At 73.3% G+C, this 15564-nt stretch carries 19 protein-coding genes; 11 read left to right on the top strand and 8 right to left on the bottom strand.

Annotated elements, in window-relative coordinates; translation table 11 throughout:
- Positions 1–46: 46 nt before the first annotated feature.
- Positions 47–496, top strand: coding sequence for a hypothetical protein (locus tag K6T50_RS10985; RefSeq protein ID WP_222606638.1), 450 nt, complete (start codon positions 47–49; stop codon positions 494–496).
- A 7-nt stretch (positions 497–503) separates the two neighbouring features.
- Here K6T50_RS10985 and K6T50_RS10980 read toward each other — a convergent pair whose 3' ends face one another.
- The 8 genes from K6T50_RS10980 to K6T50_RS10945 all read right to left on the bottom strand — a co-directional run bounded on the left by K6T50_RS10980 (position 504) and on the right by K6T50_RS10945 (position 6092).
- The gene (locus K6T50_RS10980) at positions 504–1133 is read right to left on the bottom strand and encodes an HVO_2922 family protein (protein ID WP_222606637.1); all 630 of its coding nucleotides are present in this window, start codon (positions 1131–1133) and stop codon (positions 504–506) included.
- A 97-nt stretch (positions 1134–1230) separates the two neighbouring features.
- Entirely contained in the window at positions 1231–2748 is a 1518-nt protein-coding gene (gene gatB / locus K6T50_RS10975; protein WP_222606636.1) for an Asp-tRNA(Asn)/Glu-tRNA(Gln) amidotransferase subunit GatB, read from the bottom strand.
- A gap of 79 nt (positions 2749–2827) precedes the next feature.
- The gene (locus K6T50_RS10970) at positions 2828–3238 is read right to left on the bottom strand and encodes an HVO_A0114 family putative DNA-binding protein (protein WP_222606635.1); all 411 of its coding nucleotides are present in this window, start codon (positions 3236–3238) and stop codon (positions 2828–2830) included.
- 46 nt (positions 3239–3284) lie between these two features.
- Positions 3285–3575, bottom strand: coding sequence for a toxin-antitoxin system TumE family protein (locus K6T50_RS10965; protein ID WP_222606634.1), 291 nt, complete (start codon positions 3573–3575; stop codon positions 3285–3287).
- A gap of 111 nt (positions 3576–3686) precedes the next feature.
- Positions 3687–3917: an H/ACA ribonucleoprotein complex subunit GAR1 gene (locus tag K6T50_RS10960; RefSeq protein ID WP_222606633.1), complete on the bottom strand. Its 231-nt coding sequence runs from the start codon at positions 3915–3917 to the stop codon at positions 3687–3689.
- Between the two features lie 20 nt (positions 3918–3937).
- Positions 3938–4219 (bottom strand): signal recognition particle subunit SRP19, encoded by a 282-nt coding sequence (gene srp19, locus K6T50_RS10955; protein ID WP_222606632.1) that lies wholly within the window; start codon positions 4217–4219, stop codon positions 3938–3940.
- A gap of 94 nt (positions 4220–4313) precedes the next feature.
- Entirely contained in the window at positions 4314–4814 is a 501-nt protein-coding gene (locus tag K6T50_RS10950) for an SHOCT domain-containing protein (protein WP_222606631.1), read from the bottom strand.
- A gap of 48 nt (positions 4815–4862) precedes the next feature.
- Complete coding sequence (locus tag K6T50_RS10945) at positions 4863–6092, bottom strand: PGF-CTERM-anchored ABC transporter substrate-binding protein (RefSeq protein WP_225935308.1); 1230 nt, start codon at positions 6090–6092, stop codon at positions 4863–4865.
- Positions 6093–6150: 58 nt separating this feature from the next.
- On the opposite strand from K6T50_RS10945, the gene btuC reads away from it, so the two are divergent.
- From btuC to K6T50_RS10895, 10 genes are all read left to right on the top strand, one after another.
- Positions 6151–7293: a vitamin B12 ABC transporter permease BtuC gene (gene btuC, locus K6T50_RS10940; RefSeq protein ID WP_222606630.1), complete on the top strand. Its 1143-nt coding sequence runs from the start codon at positions 6151–6153 to the stop codon at positions 7291–7293.
- Positions 7290–8174, top strand: coding sequence for an ABC transporter ATP-binding protein (locus K6T50_RS10935; protein WP_225935307.1), 885 nt, complete (start codon positions 7290–7292; stop codon positions 8172–8174). The genes btuC and K6T50_RS10935 overlap by 4 nt, the downstream gene beginning before the upstream one ends.
- Positions 8175–8306: 132 nt before the next feature.
- Entirely contained in the window at positions 8307–9380 is a 1074-nt protein-coding gene (gene cobT, locus K6T50_RS10930) for a nicotinate mononucleotide-dependent phosphoribosyltransferase CobT (RefSeq protein WP_222606629.1), read from the top strand.
- On the top strand, positions 9377–10675 hold the full coding sequence (locus K6T50_RS10925) for a cobyrinic acid a,c-diamide synthase (protein WP_222606628.1): 1299 nt from the start codon (positions 9377–9379) through the stop codon (positions 10673–10675). Before cobT ends, K6T50_RS10925 begins: the two co-directional genes overlap by 4 nt.
- A gap of 2 nt (positions 10676–10677) precedes the next feature.
- Positions 10678–11397, top strand: a complete 720-nt coding sequence (locus K6T50_RS10920) for an HAD family hydrolase (protein ID WP_222606627.1) — start codon at positions 10678–10680, stop codon at positions 11395–11397.
- A complete protein-coding gene (locus tag K6T50_RS10915; protein WP_222606626.1) occupies positions 11388–12308 on the top strand; it encodes a CobD/CbiB family cobalamin biosynthesis protein in 921 nt (306 codons plus the stop codon). Before K6T50_RS10920 ends, K6T50_RS10915 begins: the two co-directional genes overlap by 10 nt.
- Positions 12299–13093, top strand: coding sequence for an adenosylcobinamide-GDP ribazoletransferase (locus tag K6T50_RS10910; protein WP_225935306.1), 795 nt, complete (start codon positions 12299–12301; stop codon positions 13091–13093). Before K6T50_RS10915 ends, K6T50_RS10910 begins: the two co-directional genes overlap by 10 nt.
- A complete protein-coding gene (locus K6T50_RS10905) occupies positions 13093–13791 on the top strand; it encodes an NTP transferase domain-containing protein (RefSeq protein WP_222608897.1) in 699 nt (232 codons plus the stop codon). Before K6T50_RS10910 ends, K6T50_RS10905 begins: the two co-directional genes overlap by 1 nt.
- A complete protein-coding gene (locus tag K6T50_RS10900) occupies positions 13788–14801 on the top strand; it encodes an aminotransferase class I/II-fold pyridoxal phosphate-dependent enzyme (protein ID WP_222606625.1) in 1014 nt (337 codons plus the stop codon). Before K6T50_RS10905 ends, K6T50_RS10900 begins: the two co-directional genes overlap by 4 nt.
- Positions 14791–15561, top strand: a complete 771-nt coding sequence (locus K6T50_RS10895) for an adenosylcobinamide amidohydrolase (protein WP_222606624.1) — start codon at positions 14791–14793, stop codon at positions 15559–15561. Before K6T50_RS10900 ends, K6T50_RS10895 begins: the two co-directional genes overlap by 11 nt.
- Positions 15562–15564 lie beyond the last annotated feature (3 nt).

The following is a 15564-nucleotide window of genomic DNA, read 5'->3' as shown; positions in this document are numbered from 1 at the left end:
CGTCGCCGCCGGTGTATCCAAGCGGGTGGCACCCGAACCGGCGGGCATGAACGGATCGACGACGCGGCTGTACGGCGCGGCGATCGCGATCACTTCCGGGGTGTACTCGCTGGTGTCCGCGACCGTCGGCGGAACGATGGGAACGACCGGCCTCGGGATCGCGGGGTGGCTGATGCTCGCGATCGGTGTCGTCGTCGTGGTTCACGGCGTGGCACTGGTGACGCCGGCGGCCGACCGGATCGGGAGCGCGAGCGGGCCGCTGATGATCGCCTACTCGCTCGTGATGCTGCTGTTGCAAGCGCTCGGAGCGACCGGGATGACGGGCCGAACGGGGATGACCGGCGGCATGGGAGCCGGAATGGGCTCCACGGGCGGGATGGGCTCGACCGCGACTGCCGGAATGGGCTGGGACCTCGGCATGGTCGCGCTCGCGACGTTGATGCTGTTCAGCGGGATCGTCATGACGACTCGCGACGCCGGCGACGGAGGGATGTAGTCGGGGGCTACTCCTCGCGAAGGACGAGCGCGTCGGGCGCGTTCCGCATCACGCTCTGCATCCCGCGGCGGGCGGCGCGGTCGGAGCTGTACCCCTCGCCGCTCGTGGCGACGATGTTGCCGTTGCGGTGGACGAGCCGCCAGCGCCACTCGTCGGCGCGGTCGCGGTACAACTCGAATCGGGCGAGCGAAACCGGGGTCGGGGCCTCCGGCGCCGGAACCGCCTCCGACGGGAGGTCGGCCAGGTCCTCGGACGCGACGATGTCGTCGACCTCCGAGGCGCCGTCGACCGATTCCGATCCGGCGTCGTCGGGAGTCGCAGCCGAACCCGCCTCGGCGTCGCCGTCGGTGGCCTCCGCGGCCGGTTCGGTCGCCGGGGCGGCGTCGGCGCCGGTCCGTACGTCCCCTCCGGTCCACTCCAGCTCGAGTTCGAGTTCCGCCTCGCCGTCGTCCTCGTCAACCTCGAGTTCCACCTCCACGTCGAGCGACTCGGCGAGCGCGACGCTCGCGGCGTCGTCGCCCTCCCCGAGTCGGAGCCGGTCGCCGGCGGCCAGATCCGCGGCCAGCCCACGTAGCAGCGCCGCGGCGGTCGGTCGGTCGAGCCGTTCCTCCAGCGAGAAGACCGTGCGCTCGGACATGGATCGATCGTCGCCGGCCGGCGGCTTGAGTGTGGGGCCGTGTGGGAGGACCGCGAGAACGCGCCCTGCAGCGTCGACCGCGTCGCGGGGGCGACGCCTACCCGTCCAGCCGCTCGCGCAGCATCGTGTTCACGTCGTCGGGCGCCGCCGAGCCGCCCGTCTTCTGCATCACCTGCCCGACGAGGAAGTTGATCGCGCCGCCCTCGCCCGAGTGGTAGTCGTCGACGGCGTCGGGGTTCTCTTCGATGGCCTCCTCGACCGCGGTCGCGACCTCGTCGTCGTCGGCGGTGCCGAGGCCCTCGCGCTCGATGACCTCGTCCGGGCCGAGCCCCTCGTCGAGCATCGCGCGGAGGACGACCTCCTCGGCGTTCTTCGTGGTGACCTCGCCGGTCGCCACGAGTTCGATCAGCCGGGTGAACTCGTCGAGGCGGTCGGTAACGTCCTCGACGGCCATGTCGCGGTAGTTGAGTTCCCCGAGGAGGGTGTCCGCGACCCACGCCGCAGCGAGGTCCGGGTCGAACTCCTCGGCGACCGCCTCGTAGAAGTCCGCGACCGCCTTCCGGGAGGTGAGCTTCGAGGCGGCCTCCGCGTCGAGGCCGTACTCCTCGCGGAACCGTTCGCGGCGGGCGTCCGGCAGCTCCGGGATGGCGATGCGCTCCTTCCAGTCGGACACCTGCAGCGCGGGCAGGTCGGCCTCGCCGAAGTAGCGGTAGTCCTTCTCCTCCTCCTTCGAGCGCATCGAGACGGTGTTGCCGTGGGTCTCGTTGAAGTGGCGCGTCTCCTGTGCGACGGCTTTTCCGCGCTTGAGTTGGTTCTCCTGGCGGTTGCGCTCGTACGCGAGCGCCTGTTCGGCGCCCTTGTGGCTGGAGATGTTCTTGACCTCCGTCCGGTTGGCCGACTCCAAGACGTCCTCGTCGATGGTGCCGTCGTCGTCGACCTCGCTCGCCTCGACCATCGAGAGGTTCGCGTCGATGCGGAGGCTGCCGTCGCGGCCGGCGTCGAACACGCCGAGGTACTCCAGCACCTCCTCCAGCTTCTCGAGGAACGCGCGGACCTCCTTCGGGTGGCGGAAGTCGGGTTCGGTGACGACCTCCATCAGCGGCGTGCCCGCCCGGTTGTAGTCGACCAGCGAGTAGTCCGCCCGGTCGACAGAGGTGGTCCGAACGTCCAGGTCGGCGGGGCCCTCGCGGACGTGGCGCAGGCTGCCGGGGTCCTCCTCCAGGTGGGCGCGGCGGACGTTCACCGTCCGACGGTCGCCCTCGTGGGAGAACTCCAGCTCGCCGTCGGCACACAGCGGCGCGTCGTACTGGGTGATCTGGAAGTTCTTGGGCAGGTCGGGGTAGTAGTAGTTCTTTCGGTGGAACCGGGTCTCCTCGGGGATGTCGGCGTCGAGCGCCTTCCCGACCTTGACGGCGGCCTCGACGGCCGCCTCGTTGAGCACCGGGAGGGCTCCGGGGAGCCCGAGGCAGGTGGGACAGACGCGCGTGTTGGGCTCCTCCTCCTCGGCGGGCTCGGTGGAACACCCGCAGAAGATCTTGGTGTCCGTCTCGAGCTGGACGTGGACCTCCAGCCCGATGACGGGCACCAACTCGGCCCGTTCGGCTGCTCGTGCCATCGTTGAACCGGGATTTGCGACGCCGCAGGTAAAGCCTGACGGGACGGGCGCGGGGGCGTGGACTGGGATGGGGGCCGTGTCAGGCACCCGCCGGCTCGCTCGTGCTGCCGTCGTGGTCGCGAAGTCCGAGGTCGATCCGAATGTCGTCGTACGGAACGACCGGTCGCTTCGACCGCCCCTCCTCGACGAACTCGATCACGTCGTACTCGGCCAGGCGGTCGAGATTGCGCGATACGTCCTTGATGTCGCGGCCGACGAGTCGTGCGGCCTCGCGCATGCTCCCGGGCTCCTCACTCGCGATCGTTCTGAGGAGTTCGATCGCACGAGGACTGAACACGCGAGCGAGCTCGTCGGCGGTCTCGAAGGTGATCCGACGCGGCGCGTCCGCGCTCGGTTCGTCCCCGGAGAGCGCGCGCTCCATCGCGTCGCGGCTTCGGGCCTCGACATCGGCAAGCGATCCGACCGTCACGATGAGCGTGGTTCGGGTCATGGTGGTCACCGTCGTGTGGCACCCACGGTGTCGTCGTGGCGATACGCTACGGATCGACAGGAACCTCCCGGTAGAAGCGATCGAGTACCGCCTCGTATCCGGGGAATTCGTATCCGTCGTCCAATCCGTCCGCAGTGTGGCGTTCGTGAATCCCGTGAGCGTTGTCGTATCGAACGATCGTCTCGCCCCCGGTCGTTCCGTGGTGAAGTCGATACTTCACGCCGTCCGGGAACTTCTCGGACTCCGGCACCGACAGGATCCGTATCCTGACGAGCGTGTCCCTGGTCGGGTAGTACGTCTCGTCCTCGAGTACGACGACCTCGTCCGCGGGTGCCATTCACATTCGATGTCATACACCCCAACACCAAGTATGTTGTGTCAGATCACAACATTAGAGTGAACGATCGACGCGGACCAGTAAAGGCGGCAGGTCGTATCGCTGTCAGGCTCACCGCGCGTACAGCTTCGCGCCGAGCAGCCCCGTCAGTCGCGACCGATCCGTCGGCGACACGGCGACGTAGGGGCGCTCGACCGGGCCGAACACGTCGACGACGCGCCCGACCGTCGACAGCGACTCGTCGACGACCTCGCTGCCGACGCGCGCCGGCTCGGCGCCCTCGGGGACGCGCACGACCGCGAGCCCCTGGGCCGTTCTGACCACCTCGCCGACGCGCTTCATCGGACCACCACGGCGCCGCGTCAGTCCCCGCGGATGACGCCGAGGTAGGCGCCCACCGCCTGCACGAGGTCGTTCTTCGCGGTCTCGTCGGTGCCCGTGACGCTCACGCGTCCGCGGGGCTCGTACTCCCGGCTGTACGTCACGTCGCGTTCGATCTTGGCGTCGTAGCCGACCTGCTGGACGGCCTGCGCGATCTCGTCGACCGTCGGCTCCGACACCGCGAGGTCCTCGGGGACGCGGCGCCCCTCGGCGCGGGTCAGCGCCGCGTCGAAGTACGCGGGGTAGAGGACGTTCTCGACCATACCGGAGGGGCGGCGCCCGCGCGGAAAAAGGGTGCTATCGGCGGGCGAGATGCGCCGGGCGGGGGGCGACGGGTGGGGTGCGACGGGCGGCCGACTACCGCTCGCGTTCGAGGTCGCGATCGGCGTCGCGTTCTCCGCCGCGTTCGCGTTCCTCCCGGGTGCCGTCGCCGCCACCGCGCTCGCGTCGCCTCCGGTCCTCCACGTCCTCCAGCGACTCCGTCTCCAGCAGGCGATCGAGCTTGCGCTCGAACTGCTCGTCCGTGAGCTCCCCGCGGGCGTAGCGGTCGCGGAGGGTGTCGAGCGCGTCGCGCGTGTCCGGGTCCGCCGGCGGCTCCTCGGGGCGAGCGTTCGCCGCTCCGTTCGACTCGTCGATCCCCTCTATCCCCTTCACCTCCTCGTCCCACCACTCCTCGATGTCGTCCTCGTCGCCGAACAGGATCGCCGTTAACGGGACGAGGACGATGTAGCCGAACAGCAGCGCCGCGAGCCACCAGTCCTGCCCGGTGAACATGGCCGCCAGCCAGATCCCGGTGACGAGCGTGCTGACGACGCCCGTCGCGTTCTCGCGGAGGCGCTCGGCGGGGCTCGCGCTCATGGGGAAGCGGTCCCGGCAGGGGAAGATAAAACTCGTGGCGCGGTTACGTTACCGTTCCCGGCGCGCGAGCAACGCGGAGCCCAGCACCGCGAGCACCGCGAGCGCGACGCCGAACCCTGGGCCGGAGGTCGCGGTCGCCCCGGCGCTGGTCGTGCGCGCCTCGGCCGTCGTCTCGGTCGCCGTGTCGGTGATCGGCTGACTCTCGGTGGCTGTCGCCGTCTCGGTCTCCATCGCGGCGACGGCCTCCTCGCGCGACTGGAAGTCGGCCTCGGCGGCCGCCTCGGGGTGGAACCCCTCGGTCAGCGTCCGCACGCCCATGACGACCGAGCGCGGGGCGGGCTGGTTCATCCAGTTGCGGTCCACCGAGACGGTGTTGTTGTTCTCGACGGCCGGCGTGCTCGCGTACGGCTCCTGACCGATGAGGTACGACGAGTAGCCCGTGACGACGAGGTAGTCGGGCGCGAGTTCGAGGACGACCTCGTCGTTGATCTGCGGGTAGCCCGACAGGTCGCGCTCGGCGGCGACGTTCGCCCCGCCGGCGGTGTCGATCATCGCGGAGATGAACGTCTCGCTGCCGGCGATGTAGCCGCCCCCGAGCGGGTACAGCACGCGCACGTCCTCGGCGTCTGCGGTCGCCTCGGTCGCCGCCTCGACGTTCGCGTCCATCCACGCGTTCGCCTCTGCGGCGCCCTCACAGTTGCCGGTGAGGCGGCCGGTGAGCGTCGTCTTCTCGCGCACGTCGGCGATCGTCGTCGATTCCCCGAAGTGGAACACCGTCAGCCCCGCATCGCGCAGCGCCTGCACCGTCTCGGTCGAGCTCGCGTTCGGCGCGAGCACGAGGTCGGGGTTCGTGCCGACGACCTTCTCGACGCTCACGCCGAAGCCGGCGGCCGAGACGTTCGTTCGGGAGTCGGCGCCGTCGAGGTACAGCGCGAACTGGCTCACGCCGACGACCTGGTCCTCCCCGCCGATCTCCCACATCGTCTGTGCGGCGCTGGGGTTCAGCGTCGTGATCCGCTCGGGGCGCTCCTCCAGCGTCACGTCGGTCCCCGTCGCGTCCGTCTCGGTGATCGGGAACTCGCAGGTCGTCCCCGTCTGGGCGATCGGCGCGTCGCCGGCGCCGGCGCCGAGGGCGGCCGGCTGGTGCCCGGCCGCGCCGGGCGCGTCGTTCGGTGCGGTTCCCGTGGCCGGTCCCGCCGCAGCGGCTCCGACCGCCGGAACCGCCGCGGCGACGACCAACAGCGTCGCGATCAGCAGCGTCCGTGTCCGTCGTGTCACGTCTGGAGCCAGCGGACAAGACAATAAATATTTGCCTAATGAAAGCAGCCTTTAGATCGTGACACCCGTCCTGCGCCGCGCCGCCGGCTACTCGACCCTCCTGTTCGCGCTCCTCGTCGCGGTCGTGACGGTGAGCGCGGGCATCGGCCCGGTGTCGGTCCCCGCCGGGACGGTCGTGGCCGTCGTCGTAAACGCCGTCGCGGTGCCGGTGGGCGTCGAGTGGGCCACGACCGCCGCCGGAGGTGGCGGTCCGCTGACCGCCGGCCTCCCCCTCCGCGTCGAGTTCGCCCACCCGTTCGCGTTCCCGGTCTCGGAGACGCACGAGGCGATCGTGATGCGGGTTCGCCTCCCGCGGATCCTGCTGGCGGCGTTCGTCGGCGTCGGCCTCGCGTCCGCCGGCACGGTGATGCAGGGCTTCTTCCGCAACCCGATGGCCGACCCGGGGATCATCGGCGTCTCCTCGGGCGCGGCCGTCGGCGCGGTCTCGTGGATCGTCGCCCCCGCGTCGCTGCTCGCGCTGCTCGGCCCGCTCCGGCCGCTGCTCGCCGACGGCGCCGGCCTCCAGATCGCCGCCTTCTGCGGCGCGCTGGCGGCCGGGTTCGGCGTCTACCTCATCGCGAGCCGCGACGGCCGGACGCCCGTGGCGACGCTGCTGCTCGCGGGCGTCGCCGTCCAGACGTTCCTCGGGGCCGTCGTCTCGTACCTCCTCCTCCACTCGGGGGAGTCGATCCGGCAGGTGACCTACTGGCTGATGGGCCACCTCAGCGGCGCGAACTGGGCGGAGGTGACCGCCGCGGCCGTGGTCGTTCCCCTCCTGACGCTCGTGTTGTTCGCGTACGCCCGCGACCTGAACGTCCTCCTGCTCGGGGAGACCGACGCCGTCGCCCTCGGCGTCGACGCCGAGCGGAGCAAGCGCGTCCTGCTGGCCGTCTCGTCGGTGTTGACCGGCGCCGCCGTCGCCGTCTCCGGCGTCATCGGCTTCGTCGGCCTCATCGTCCCCCACGGCGTCCGGCTGGTCGTCGGGCCGGACCACCGGGTGCTGCTGCCGACGAGCGCGCTCGCGGGCGGGAGCTTCCTCGTCGCCGCCGACACGTTCGCGCGCTCGGGCGTCGCCGAGCTCCCCGTCGGCATCGTGACGGCCGCCGCCGGCGCGCCGTTCTTCCTGTACCTGCTTCGCACCCGTGAGGTGTACGACCTGTGAGCGAGCGCGACGACGCCGGCGACGACCCACGCGACGGCGACGCGAGCCGCGACGGCGACGCCGTCGCCGCGGGGAGCGAGGCTTCGGCCGACGAGCCCCCGATGATCGCCGTCCGCGACCTCGTCGTCTCCCGCGGGGGCGAACGCGTGCTCGACGGGGTCTCCCTCTCGGTCGACCGCGGCGAACTCGTCGGTCTCGTCGGCCCCAACGGCGCCGGCAAGACGACGCTCATCGCCGCGTGCAACGGGACGCTCGGGATCGACGGCGGCGCCGTCGAGTTGGCCGGCACCGACCGCCGGGAGCTGTCCCAACGGGAGGTCGCCCGTCGCGTCGCCACGGTCCCGCAGGAGACGAACACGGCGTTCGAGTTCCCCGTCGAGTCGGTCGTCGAGATGGGGCGCACCGCCTACGTCTCCCGGTTCGGCACGACCACCGAGGCCGACCGTGAGGCGGTCCGCCGGGCGATGGAGCGTGCGGAGGTGGCGGAGTTCGCCGACCGGTCGGTGACGACGCTGTCGGGCGGCGAGCGCCAGCGCGTGCTGTTCGCCCGGGCGCTGGCCGCCGAGACGCCCGGCCTCCTGCTGGACGAGCCGACCGCCAGCCTCGACATCAACCACCAGATCCGGACGCTCGAACTCGTCCGGGAGGCCGTCGACGACGGCAAGGCCGCGCTCGCGGCGATCCACGACCTGAACCTCGCGGCGCGGGTGTGCGACCGGCTCGTGTTGCTCGCGGGCGGCCAGGTCCGGGCATCCGGAACCCCACGCGAGGTGCTCTCCGACGACGCGCTCGCGGAGGCGTTCGGCGTCCGCGCGGCCGTCAACGACGACCCCGCGGTCGGCTCGCCGATGGTGACGGCGCTGCGCGAGGAGGACCCGTAGCGACCCGGTCAAGCGAACTTGTCCTAGCGCACTCACAATTGTTATGCCGGGCGCCGTGTCTCGTACGGGCATGCAGCACTCGCCGACGATCGAGCACGGATCGGTCTCGCCAGCGTCACCGGAGGGGCGCACGTGAGAGTCTTCCTCGTCGCCGGAACGACCGAGACCGCGGAGGTTCCGGGGATCAGCGCCGCCGGCGCCGACCCGGAGCTGATGCGTCACACCCCCGGCGCGGACCTGGACATCGTGACCCACGGCGAACCGACGCTCGCGCCGGTCATCCCCGTGAGTCCGAGCGGCTGTCCGACCCCCGCGGTGGCGACGCGCGCCGCGCGGGAACTGCTCGGGTTCGACGTGGTTTGCGTCGACGCCGGGATCGCGGGCCGGACCGGGTCGCCCGCGATCGACGTGGGGAACGGGCCCGGCGCCGACGTGCGCGAGCCCACGGCGGTTCCCGGGGCCGAGGAGACGTACGAACGAGCGCGCGAACTCGGGGCCGCGCTCCCGGACGACCACCTCGTGATCGGCGAGACGATCCCCGGCGGGACGACGACCGCCCTCGGCGTCCTCCGGGCGCTCGGGGAGGAGCCGTCTGTGTCGTCGTCGCTGCCGGAGAACCCCCTCGACCTGAAGCGGCGGGTCGTCGCCGAGGGACTCGACGAGAGCGGGCTCGCCCCCGGCGACGCCGCGGGCGACCCCCTGCGGGCGGTCGCGGCCGTCGGCGACCCCGTGCTCGCGGCCGTCGCCGGCCTGACCGTCGGCGCCGTCGAGTCCGGTACCGCGGTGACGCTGGCGGGCGGGACGCAGCTCGCGGCCGCGGCGGCGCTGGTGCGCCACGCCGGCGTCGACGCCCCGCTGACGCTCGCAACCACGTCGTTCGTCGCCGACGACGACTCCGCGGGGATCGCCGACCTCGCGCGGTCGCTCGACGTGGAGTTGGCCGTCACGGACCCCGGATTCGACGCGGTCGAACACCCCGCGATGGACGCGTACGTCGCCGGCGAGGCCAAGGAGGGCGTCGGGATGGGCGGCGCGCTCAGTCTCGTCGACGAGTCGACCGCGGCGTCGATGGCCGACCTCCGCGACCGGATCGTCGACGTGTACGACCGCCTGCTCGCCGGCCGCGAACCGGGTGAGGAAGCGTCGGACGAGGAAGCGTCGGACGCGGCGACGGCGGCGTCCGAGGTGCCGGAGCCCGAGCGATGAGGGGGGTCGTCCTCGGCGGCACCGCCTCCGGCGTCGGCAAGACCGTCGCGACGCTCGCGACGATCCGGGCGCTCGACGACGCCGGCTACGCGGTCCAGCCGGCGAAGGCCGGCCCGGACTTCATCGACCCGAGCCACCACGAGGCCGTCGCCGGCACGCCCTCGCGGACGCTCGACGCCTGGATGCAAGGGGAGGCTGGGCTTCGGCGGAACTACCATCGCGGCGAGGGCGACCTGTGCGTGGTCGAGGGCGTGATGGGCCTGTACGACGGCGACGGGTCGAGCACCGCGATGGTCGCCGATCTCCTCGATCTGCCGGTCGTGCTCGTCGTCGACGCGAGCGCGGGGATGGAGAGCGTCGCCGCGACGGCGCTGGGCTTTCGCGAGTACGCCGCCCACGCCGGTCGCGACATCCAGGTTGCGGGCGTGATCGCCCAGCGCGCCCACGGCGGCCGCCACGAGCGGGGCATCCGCGAGGCGCTTCCCGAGGGGATCGCCTACCTCGGGCGGATCCCGCCGAACTCCGAACTGGAGATCCCGGACCGCCACCTCGGGCTCCACATGGGCGAGGAGTCGCCGCTCCCTGGCGAGGCGCTCGATGCGGCCGCCGACCACCTCGACGGCGAGGCGCTGGCGGACTTGGCGCGCGAGCCGCCGCGGCCGTCCGAGCGTGAGTCCCGACCCCCGACCGAGAAGCGCGTCGCCGTCGCCGACGACGCCCCGTTCGCGTTCCGTTACCCCGCCACGCTGGAGCGGCTGCGTGAGCGCGCCGAGGTCGTCACGTTCGCGCCGACGCGCGGCGACGCCCTCCCCGACTGCGACGCGGTGTACCTCCCCGGCGGCTACCCCGAACTCCACGCGCCCGCGCTGGCCGACAGCGACGCCCTTGACGACCTCGCGGAACGGGCGGCCGACGGGCTGCCCGTCCTCGGCGAGTGCGGCGGACTGATGGCGCTCTCGGAGACGCTGACGACCGCCGACGGCGACACCCACGAGATGGCGGGCGTGCTCCCGGCGGACGTGCGGATGCACGACCGATATCAGGCGCTCGACCACGTCGAGCTTCGCGCCCGCGGCGACACGCTCACCGCCCGCGAGGGCGGGACGCTGCGCGGCCACGAGTTCCACTACTCCTCGGCCGAGGTCGCCGACGACGCCCGGTTCGCCTTCGAGGTGGTGCGCGGCGACGGCATCGCCGACGGGATGGACGGGCTGACCGAGCACCGCACGCTCGGGACCTACGCGCACGTTCACCCCGAGAGCGGCGCGTTCGACGCGTTCCTGGAGGCGATCTGAGTATGGGGGCCGGCGGCGCCGTCGACGACGGAGCGGACCGGAAACGCGGCGACGGGACGGACCGGGAACCCGGCGACGGCGTCGCCGCCGTCTCGTTCGACCTGTTCGGCACGCTCGTCAACGTGGAGCCACCCGACGATCCGGCCGCCGCCGTCGCCGCCGAGCTGCGCGAGCGAGGCGTCCCCGTCCCCGGCGACTGGGCCGACGCGTATCGCGAGGTGCACCTGGAGTACGAGGCGGGCGTCGAGCGCCCGCTCCATCACCACGTCGCGGCGGCGCTGGCGAGCCGCGATCCCGGGCGCGAGCCGCGCGCCTTCGTCGACGACGCCGCCGTCGCGGTCCGCGCGGCGTTCGACCGCCCGGTCGAGACGCGCCCCGGCGCCGCCGAGGCGGTCGCCGCGCTGAGCGAGGAGCACCCCGTCGGCGTCCTCTCGAACTGCAGCGTTGCCGGGCTCGTCGCGCGGACGCTGGAACGGTCGGCCGTCGACGAGGCCGCGTTCGACGCCGTCGTCTCCAGCGTCGCCTGCGGACGGCGCAAGCCCGACGCGCGGGCGTTCGAGACGGTCGCCGACGGGCTCGGCGTCTCGGTCGACCGGCTGGTCCACGTCGGTGACGGCCCGGCGACCGACGGTGGGGCCGTCGACGCGGGAGCGCGGTTCGTCGCCGTGGACGAGGTGTCGCTTCGGGAACTGCCGTCGGTCGTCGCACGGCGATGGGACTGACCGCGCTCGCGGCCGTCGGGACGGCCGCGGCCCTCGACGCGGGGTTCTCGGAGCCCCCGGGGCGCGTGCATCCGATCGCGCTGTTCGGGCGCGTCGTCGGCGCGGTCGACCGCGAGTGGACCCGGCCCCGGGCCGTCGGCGTCGCCGCCGCGGTCGCCCTCCCGTTGGCGTTCGCGGCCGCCGCGTGGGGCGTCGTCGCGGGCAGCGGAGCTCTCGCGGGCGACGAGCGCGTCGCCGCCGTCGCGACCGCGGTCGTGGCCGGCTTCGCGCTGTTCTCGCTCACGAGCCTGAGGATGCTCGTCTCGGTCGCCCGGGACGTGACCGAGGCCGCCGACCGCGACGCCGACGCCGCCCGGGAGTCTGCGATCGCGCTCGTGGGGCGGGACACCTCGTTGCTGTCGGCCGCGGGGATCCGCAGCGCCGCCGTCGAGAGCGCCGCCGAGAACCTCGCCGACGGCCTCGTGGCGCCCCTGCTGGCGTTCGCGCTCGGCGCGCAGGTCTCGGTCCCCGTCGGCGTCGCCGCCGCGGCGTGGGTGAAGGGCGTGAACACGCTCGATTCCATGCTCGGCTACCCCGACAGGCCGGTCGGGACCGCGAGCGCGCGCCTCGACGACGCGGTTATGTGGGTGCCCGCCCGCGTGTCGGCCGTGTTGCTCGCCGTCGCAGCCGGGTCGCCGCGGTCGCTGGTCGACGCCCGACGGTGGGCGCGAGTCCCCGCCTCGCCCAACTCCGGGTGGCCGATGGCGACCGCGGCCGCCGCCCTCGGCGTCCGGCTGGAGAAGCGCGACGCGTACACGCTGAACCCCGAGGCGGCGCTTCCCTCGCCGGCCGAGGCGCGCACCGGCGTCAGATCGGTCGCCGTCGCGGGAGCGCTGGCGTTCCTGCTCGCGGGGGTGGCGGCGTGGCTGTGAACGCGCTCGCGGCCCTTCGTGGCGCGCTCGGCTTCCTCTCACGGGTTCCCGTCGGTCACAGCGACGCCTCGTGGGAGGCGTTCCGCCGGACGCCGGCGGCGATCCCGGGCGCCGGCTACCCCATCGGCGCGCTGCTGGCGCTTCCGTTGGCGGCGATCGCCGTCGCGCCCGCCCGGGGCGCAGCCATCCCGACGGAGACGGTCGCGGTGGCGTTCGTCGCGTGGCTGTACGCAGTCACCGGGATCACCCACCTCGACGGCGTCGCGGACCTGGGCGACGCCGCGGTCGTCCACGGCGACGCCGACCGCCGCCGCGAGGTGCTGAAGGACAGCTCCCTCGGCGTCGGCGGCGCGCTGGCGCTGGGGCTGCTCGTCCTCGGGCTCGCCGCGGCGGCCCTGCTGTTGGCCGATCTCGTGCGGTTCGCCCCCGTCGCCGCCGTCGGCCTCGTGGTGGGCGCCGAGGTGGCCGCGAAGGCGGCGACGGCGACGGCGGTGTGTCTCGGCGACGCCGCCCACGAGGGGCTCGGGTCCGCGCTGACCGCCGAGTCCGGCCCGCGATCGCTGATCGGGGTCGGTGTCGTCGCCGCGCCCGTCGCGCTCGTCGACTGGCCCGCGCTCCTGCCGGGGGTCGCAGTCCTCGCCGCCGCCGGCGTCGTCACCGCCGCGGCGCTGTGGTGGGCGCGGAGCCGCCTCGGCGGCGTCAGCGGCGACGTGCTCGGCGCGACGAGCGAGATCGCCCGCGTCGTCGGGGTCCATGTGGGGGTGATCGCGTGGACGCTCTCGTGATGTGCGGCGGCCGGGGCACCCGCCTCGGGGCGGTCGGCGCCGACACGGAGAAGCCGCTGGTTGAGGTCGGCGGCGAACCCATGATCGACCGGGTGCTCGCGGCGCTCTCGGCGGGTCGCGTCGACCGCATCCACGCGGTCGTCTCTCCGAACGCGCCCGAGACGGCGGCGTCCCTCCGCGACCGCGAGAGCGACGCCCGCGTCGGCGGTGACGGCGACTGCGACGACGACAGCGACGACGGCGACGACGCCGCGACGGCCGGCGTTTCGGTCGTCGACGCCCCCGGCGACGGCTACGTCGCCGACCTCGGCTACGCGCTGGAGCGGGTCGAACGCCCGGTGCTCACGGTCGCCGCGGACCTCCCGTTGCTGTCGGCCGGGGTCGTCGACCGCGCGATCGACGCCGCCGGCGACGCGTCGCTGTCGGTGTACGTCCCCGTCGAGGCGAAACGCGACTTGGGCGTCAGCGTCGACGAGGAGACGACGACGAGGCGCGACGGCCGCGAGGTGGCGCCGACCGGGCTGAACGTCGTCGGCGTCGACGACGGGGAGTACGGCGACGAGAACGCCCTCGTCGTCGCCGACGAAGGACTCGCGGTGAACGTGAACCGGCCGCGCGACCTGCGCGTCGCCGAGGCGCTGTTGCGGCGGCGCGCCCGCGACGAGGCGTCCGCGGCCGACCACGGAGACCACCCATGAACTTTGATACCGCGCGCGACACCCCGCGCACGCCCCACGGCAGCAGCGACGACCCGGACGTGCTGGACTTCAGCGCGAACACGAACTCGCACGTCCCCGAGGGGACGGAGGCGGCCTACCGTGACGCCTTCGAGGCTGCGCGGACGTACCCCGCGGAGCCGCCGGCGGCGTACCGCCGCGCGGCCGCCGAGTACGGTGGCTGTGACCCCCAGGAAGTGATTCCGACGCCGGGCGGCCTCGCCGCGATCCGGCTGGCGATCGACCTCGCCGTGGATCCTGGCGACTCGGTCGCCGTTCCGTATCCGAGTTTCGGGGAGTACGCCCGCGAGATTCGCCTCCAGGGCGGCGAGCCCGCGTTCGTCCCGCAGGCGGAGATCCTGGAGACCGATCCTGCGGGCCACGCGCTCGCGGTCGTCTGCAACCCGAACAACCCGACCGGGAACGCCTACGACGACGGGGACCTCCGGGCGTTCGCGGCCGACTGCCGGGCGGCGGGGACGCCGCTGTTGGTCGACGAGGCCTTCCTCGAGTTCACCGGCCGCTCGTCGCTGGCGGGCGAACCGGGCGTGATCGTCGCCCGCTCGCTGACGAAGCTGTTCGGCCTGCCCGGCATCCGCGCGGGCTTCGCCGTCGCGATCGACGAGTGGCGCGAGGCGCTCGCGAACGCCCGCCGCACCTGGAACCTCGGGGCACCCGCGCTCGCGGTCGGTGCCCACTGCATGCGCCAGAGCGGGTTCGTCGCCGAGACGCGCGACCGGGTCGCGAGCGAACGCGAGCGCATGCGCGAGGTACTTTCCGACGCGGGGTACGACGTGCATCCCTCCGAGTCGCCGTTCCTCCTGCTCAACGTGGTCGATCGTGGGGTCGACGCGGTCGTCGACGGCGCCGCCGACGCGGGGATCGCGGTCCGCGACGCGACGACGTTCCGCGGACTCGACTCGCACGTCCGAGTGGCGGTCCGGACGCCCGCGGAGAACGACCGCCTGCTGGAGGTACTGCGTGCGCTTTGAGACCGCCGTGTCCGAGGCGGTTCTGCGCCTCCGGCGACCCGACACGCGCTGGCTCTCGACCGGCTGGGGCGGCGGCTTCGCCGAGGCGCCGGCGGCGTACAACGTCTCCGTCCCAAAGGGGTGGGAGCGAACCGACCTCGACGCGTACGTCGCGGGGCGGCTCGACGACGCCGGGTTCGCGGACACGGAGGGCGGGTCCGCGGGCCCGGCGCTCCTGACGGGCGTCGACATGCGCCACGTGCGGGTCGCGCGCGCCGGCCCGGTCGTCGCGGTCGCGACCGCGGGGGTGTCGAACCCCGCGGCGCTGCCGATGAACGCCGCCGCGGTCGCGGGCGGCGACGGAGACGACGGCGCCCCGGCGCGAGCGGACGAGTCGAACCCCGTCGACGCCGCCGACCGCCCGGGCCGCGGCACGGTGAACGTCCTCGTCGCGACGACCCGACGACTCGACGACGGCGCGCTGGCGAACCTCGTCGCCGTCGCCGCCGAGGCGAAGGCGGCGACGCTGCTGTCGGCGACGGGGTTCCCGGGGACGACGACCGACGCGGTCGTCGCCGGCAGCGCCCGTGGCGGCGAGCCCGCGGCGTTCTCGGGGAGCGCGACGCCCGTCGGGAGTGCCGCGCGGGCGTGCGTCCGCGACGCCGTCCGTGCGAGCCTCGACTCGCGGTACGCCGCCGGCGACGTGCCGCTGCCCGACTCCGTCGACGACGCGAAATACGGCGTCGTCACCGACCGCGAGACGGAGGTGACGCGACCGTGAGTC

It is taken from the genome of Halobaculum magnesiiphilum (assembly GCF_019823105.1).
Taxonomy (GTDB): Archaea; Halobacteriota; Halobacteria; order Halobacteriales; family Haloferacaceae; genus Halobaculum; species Halobaculum magnesiiphilum.
This window is presented reverse-complemented; position numbering and strand designations above follow the sequence as displayed.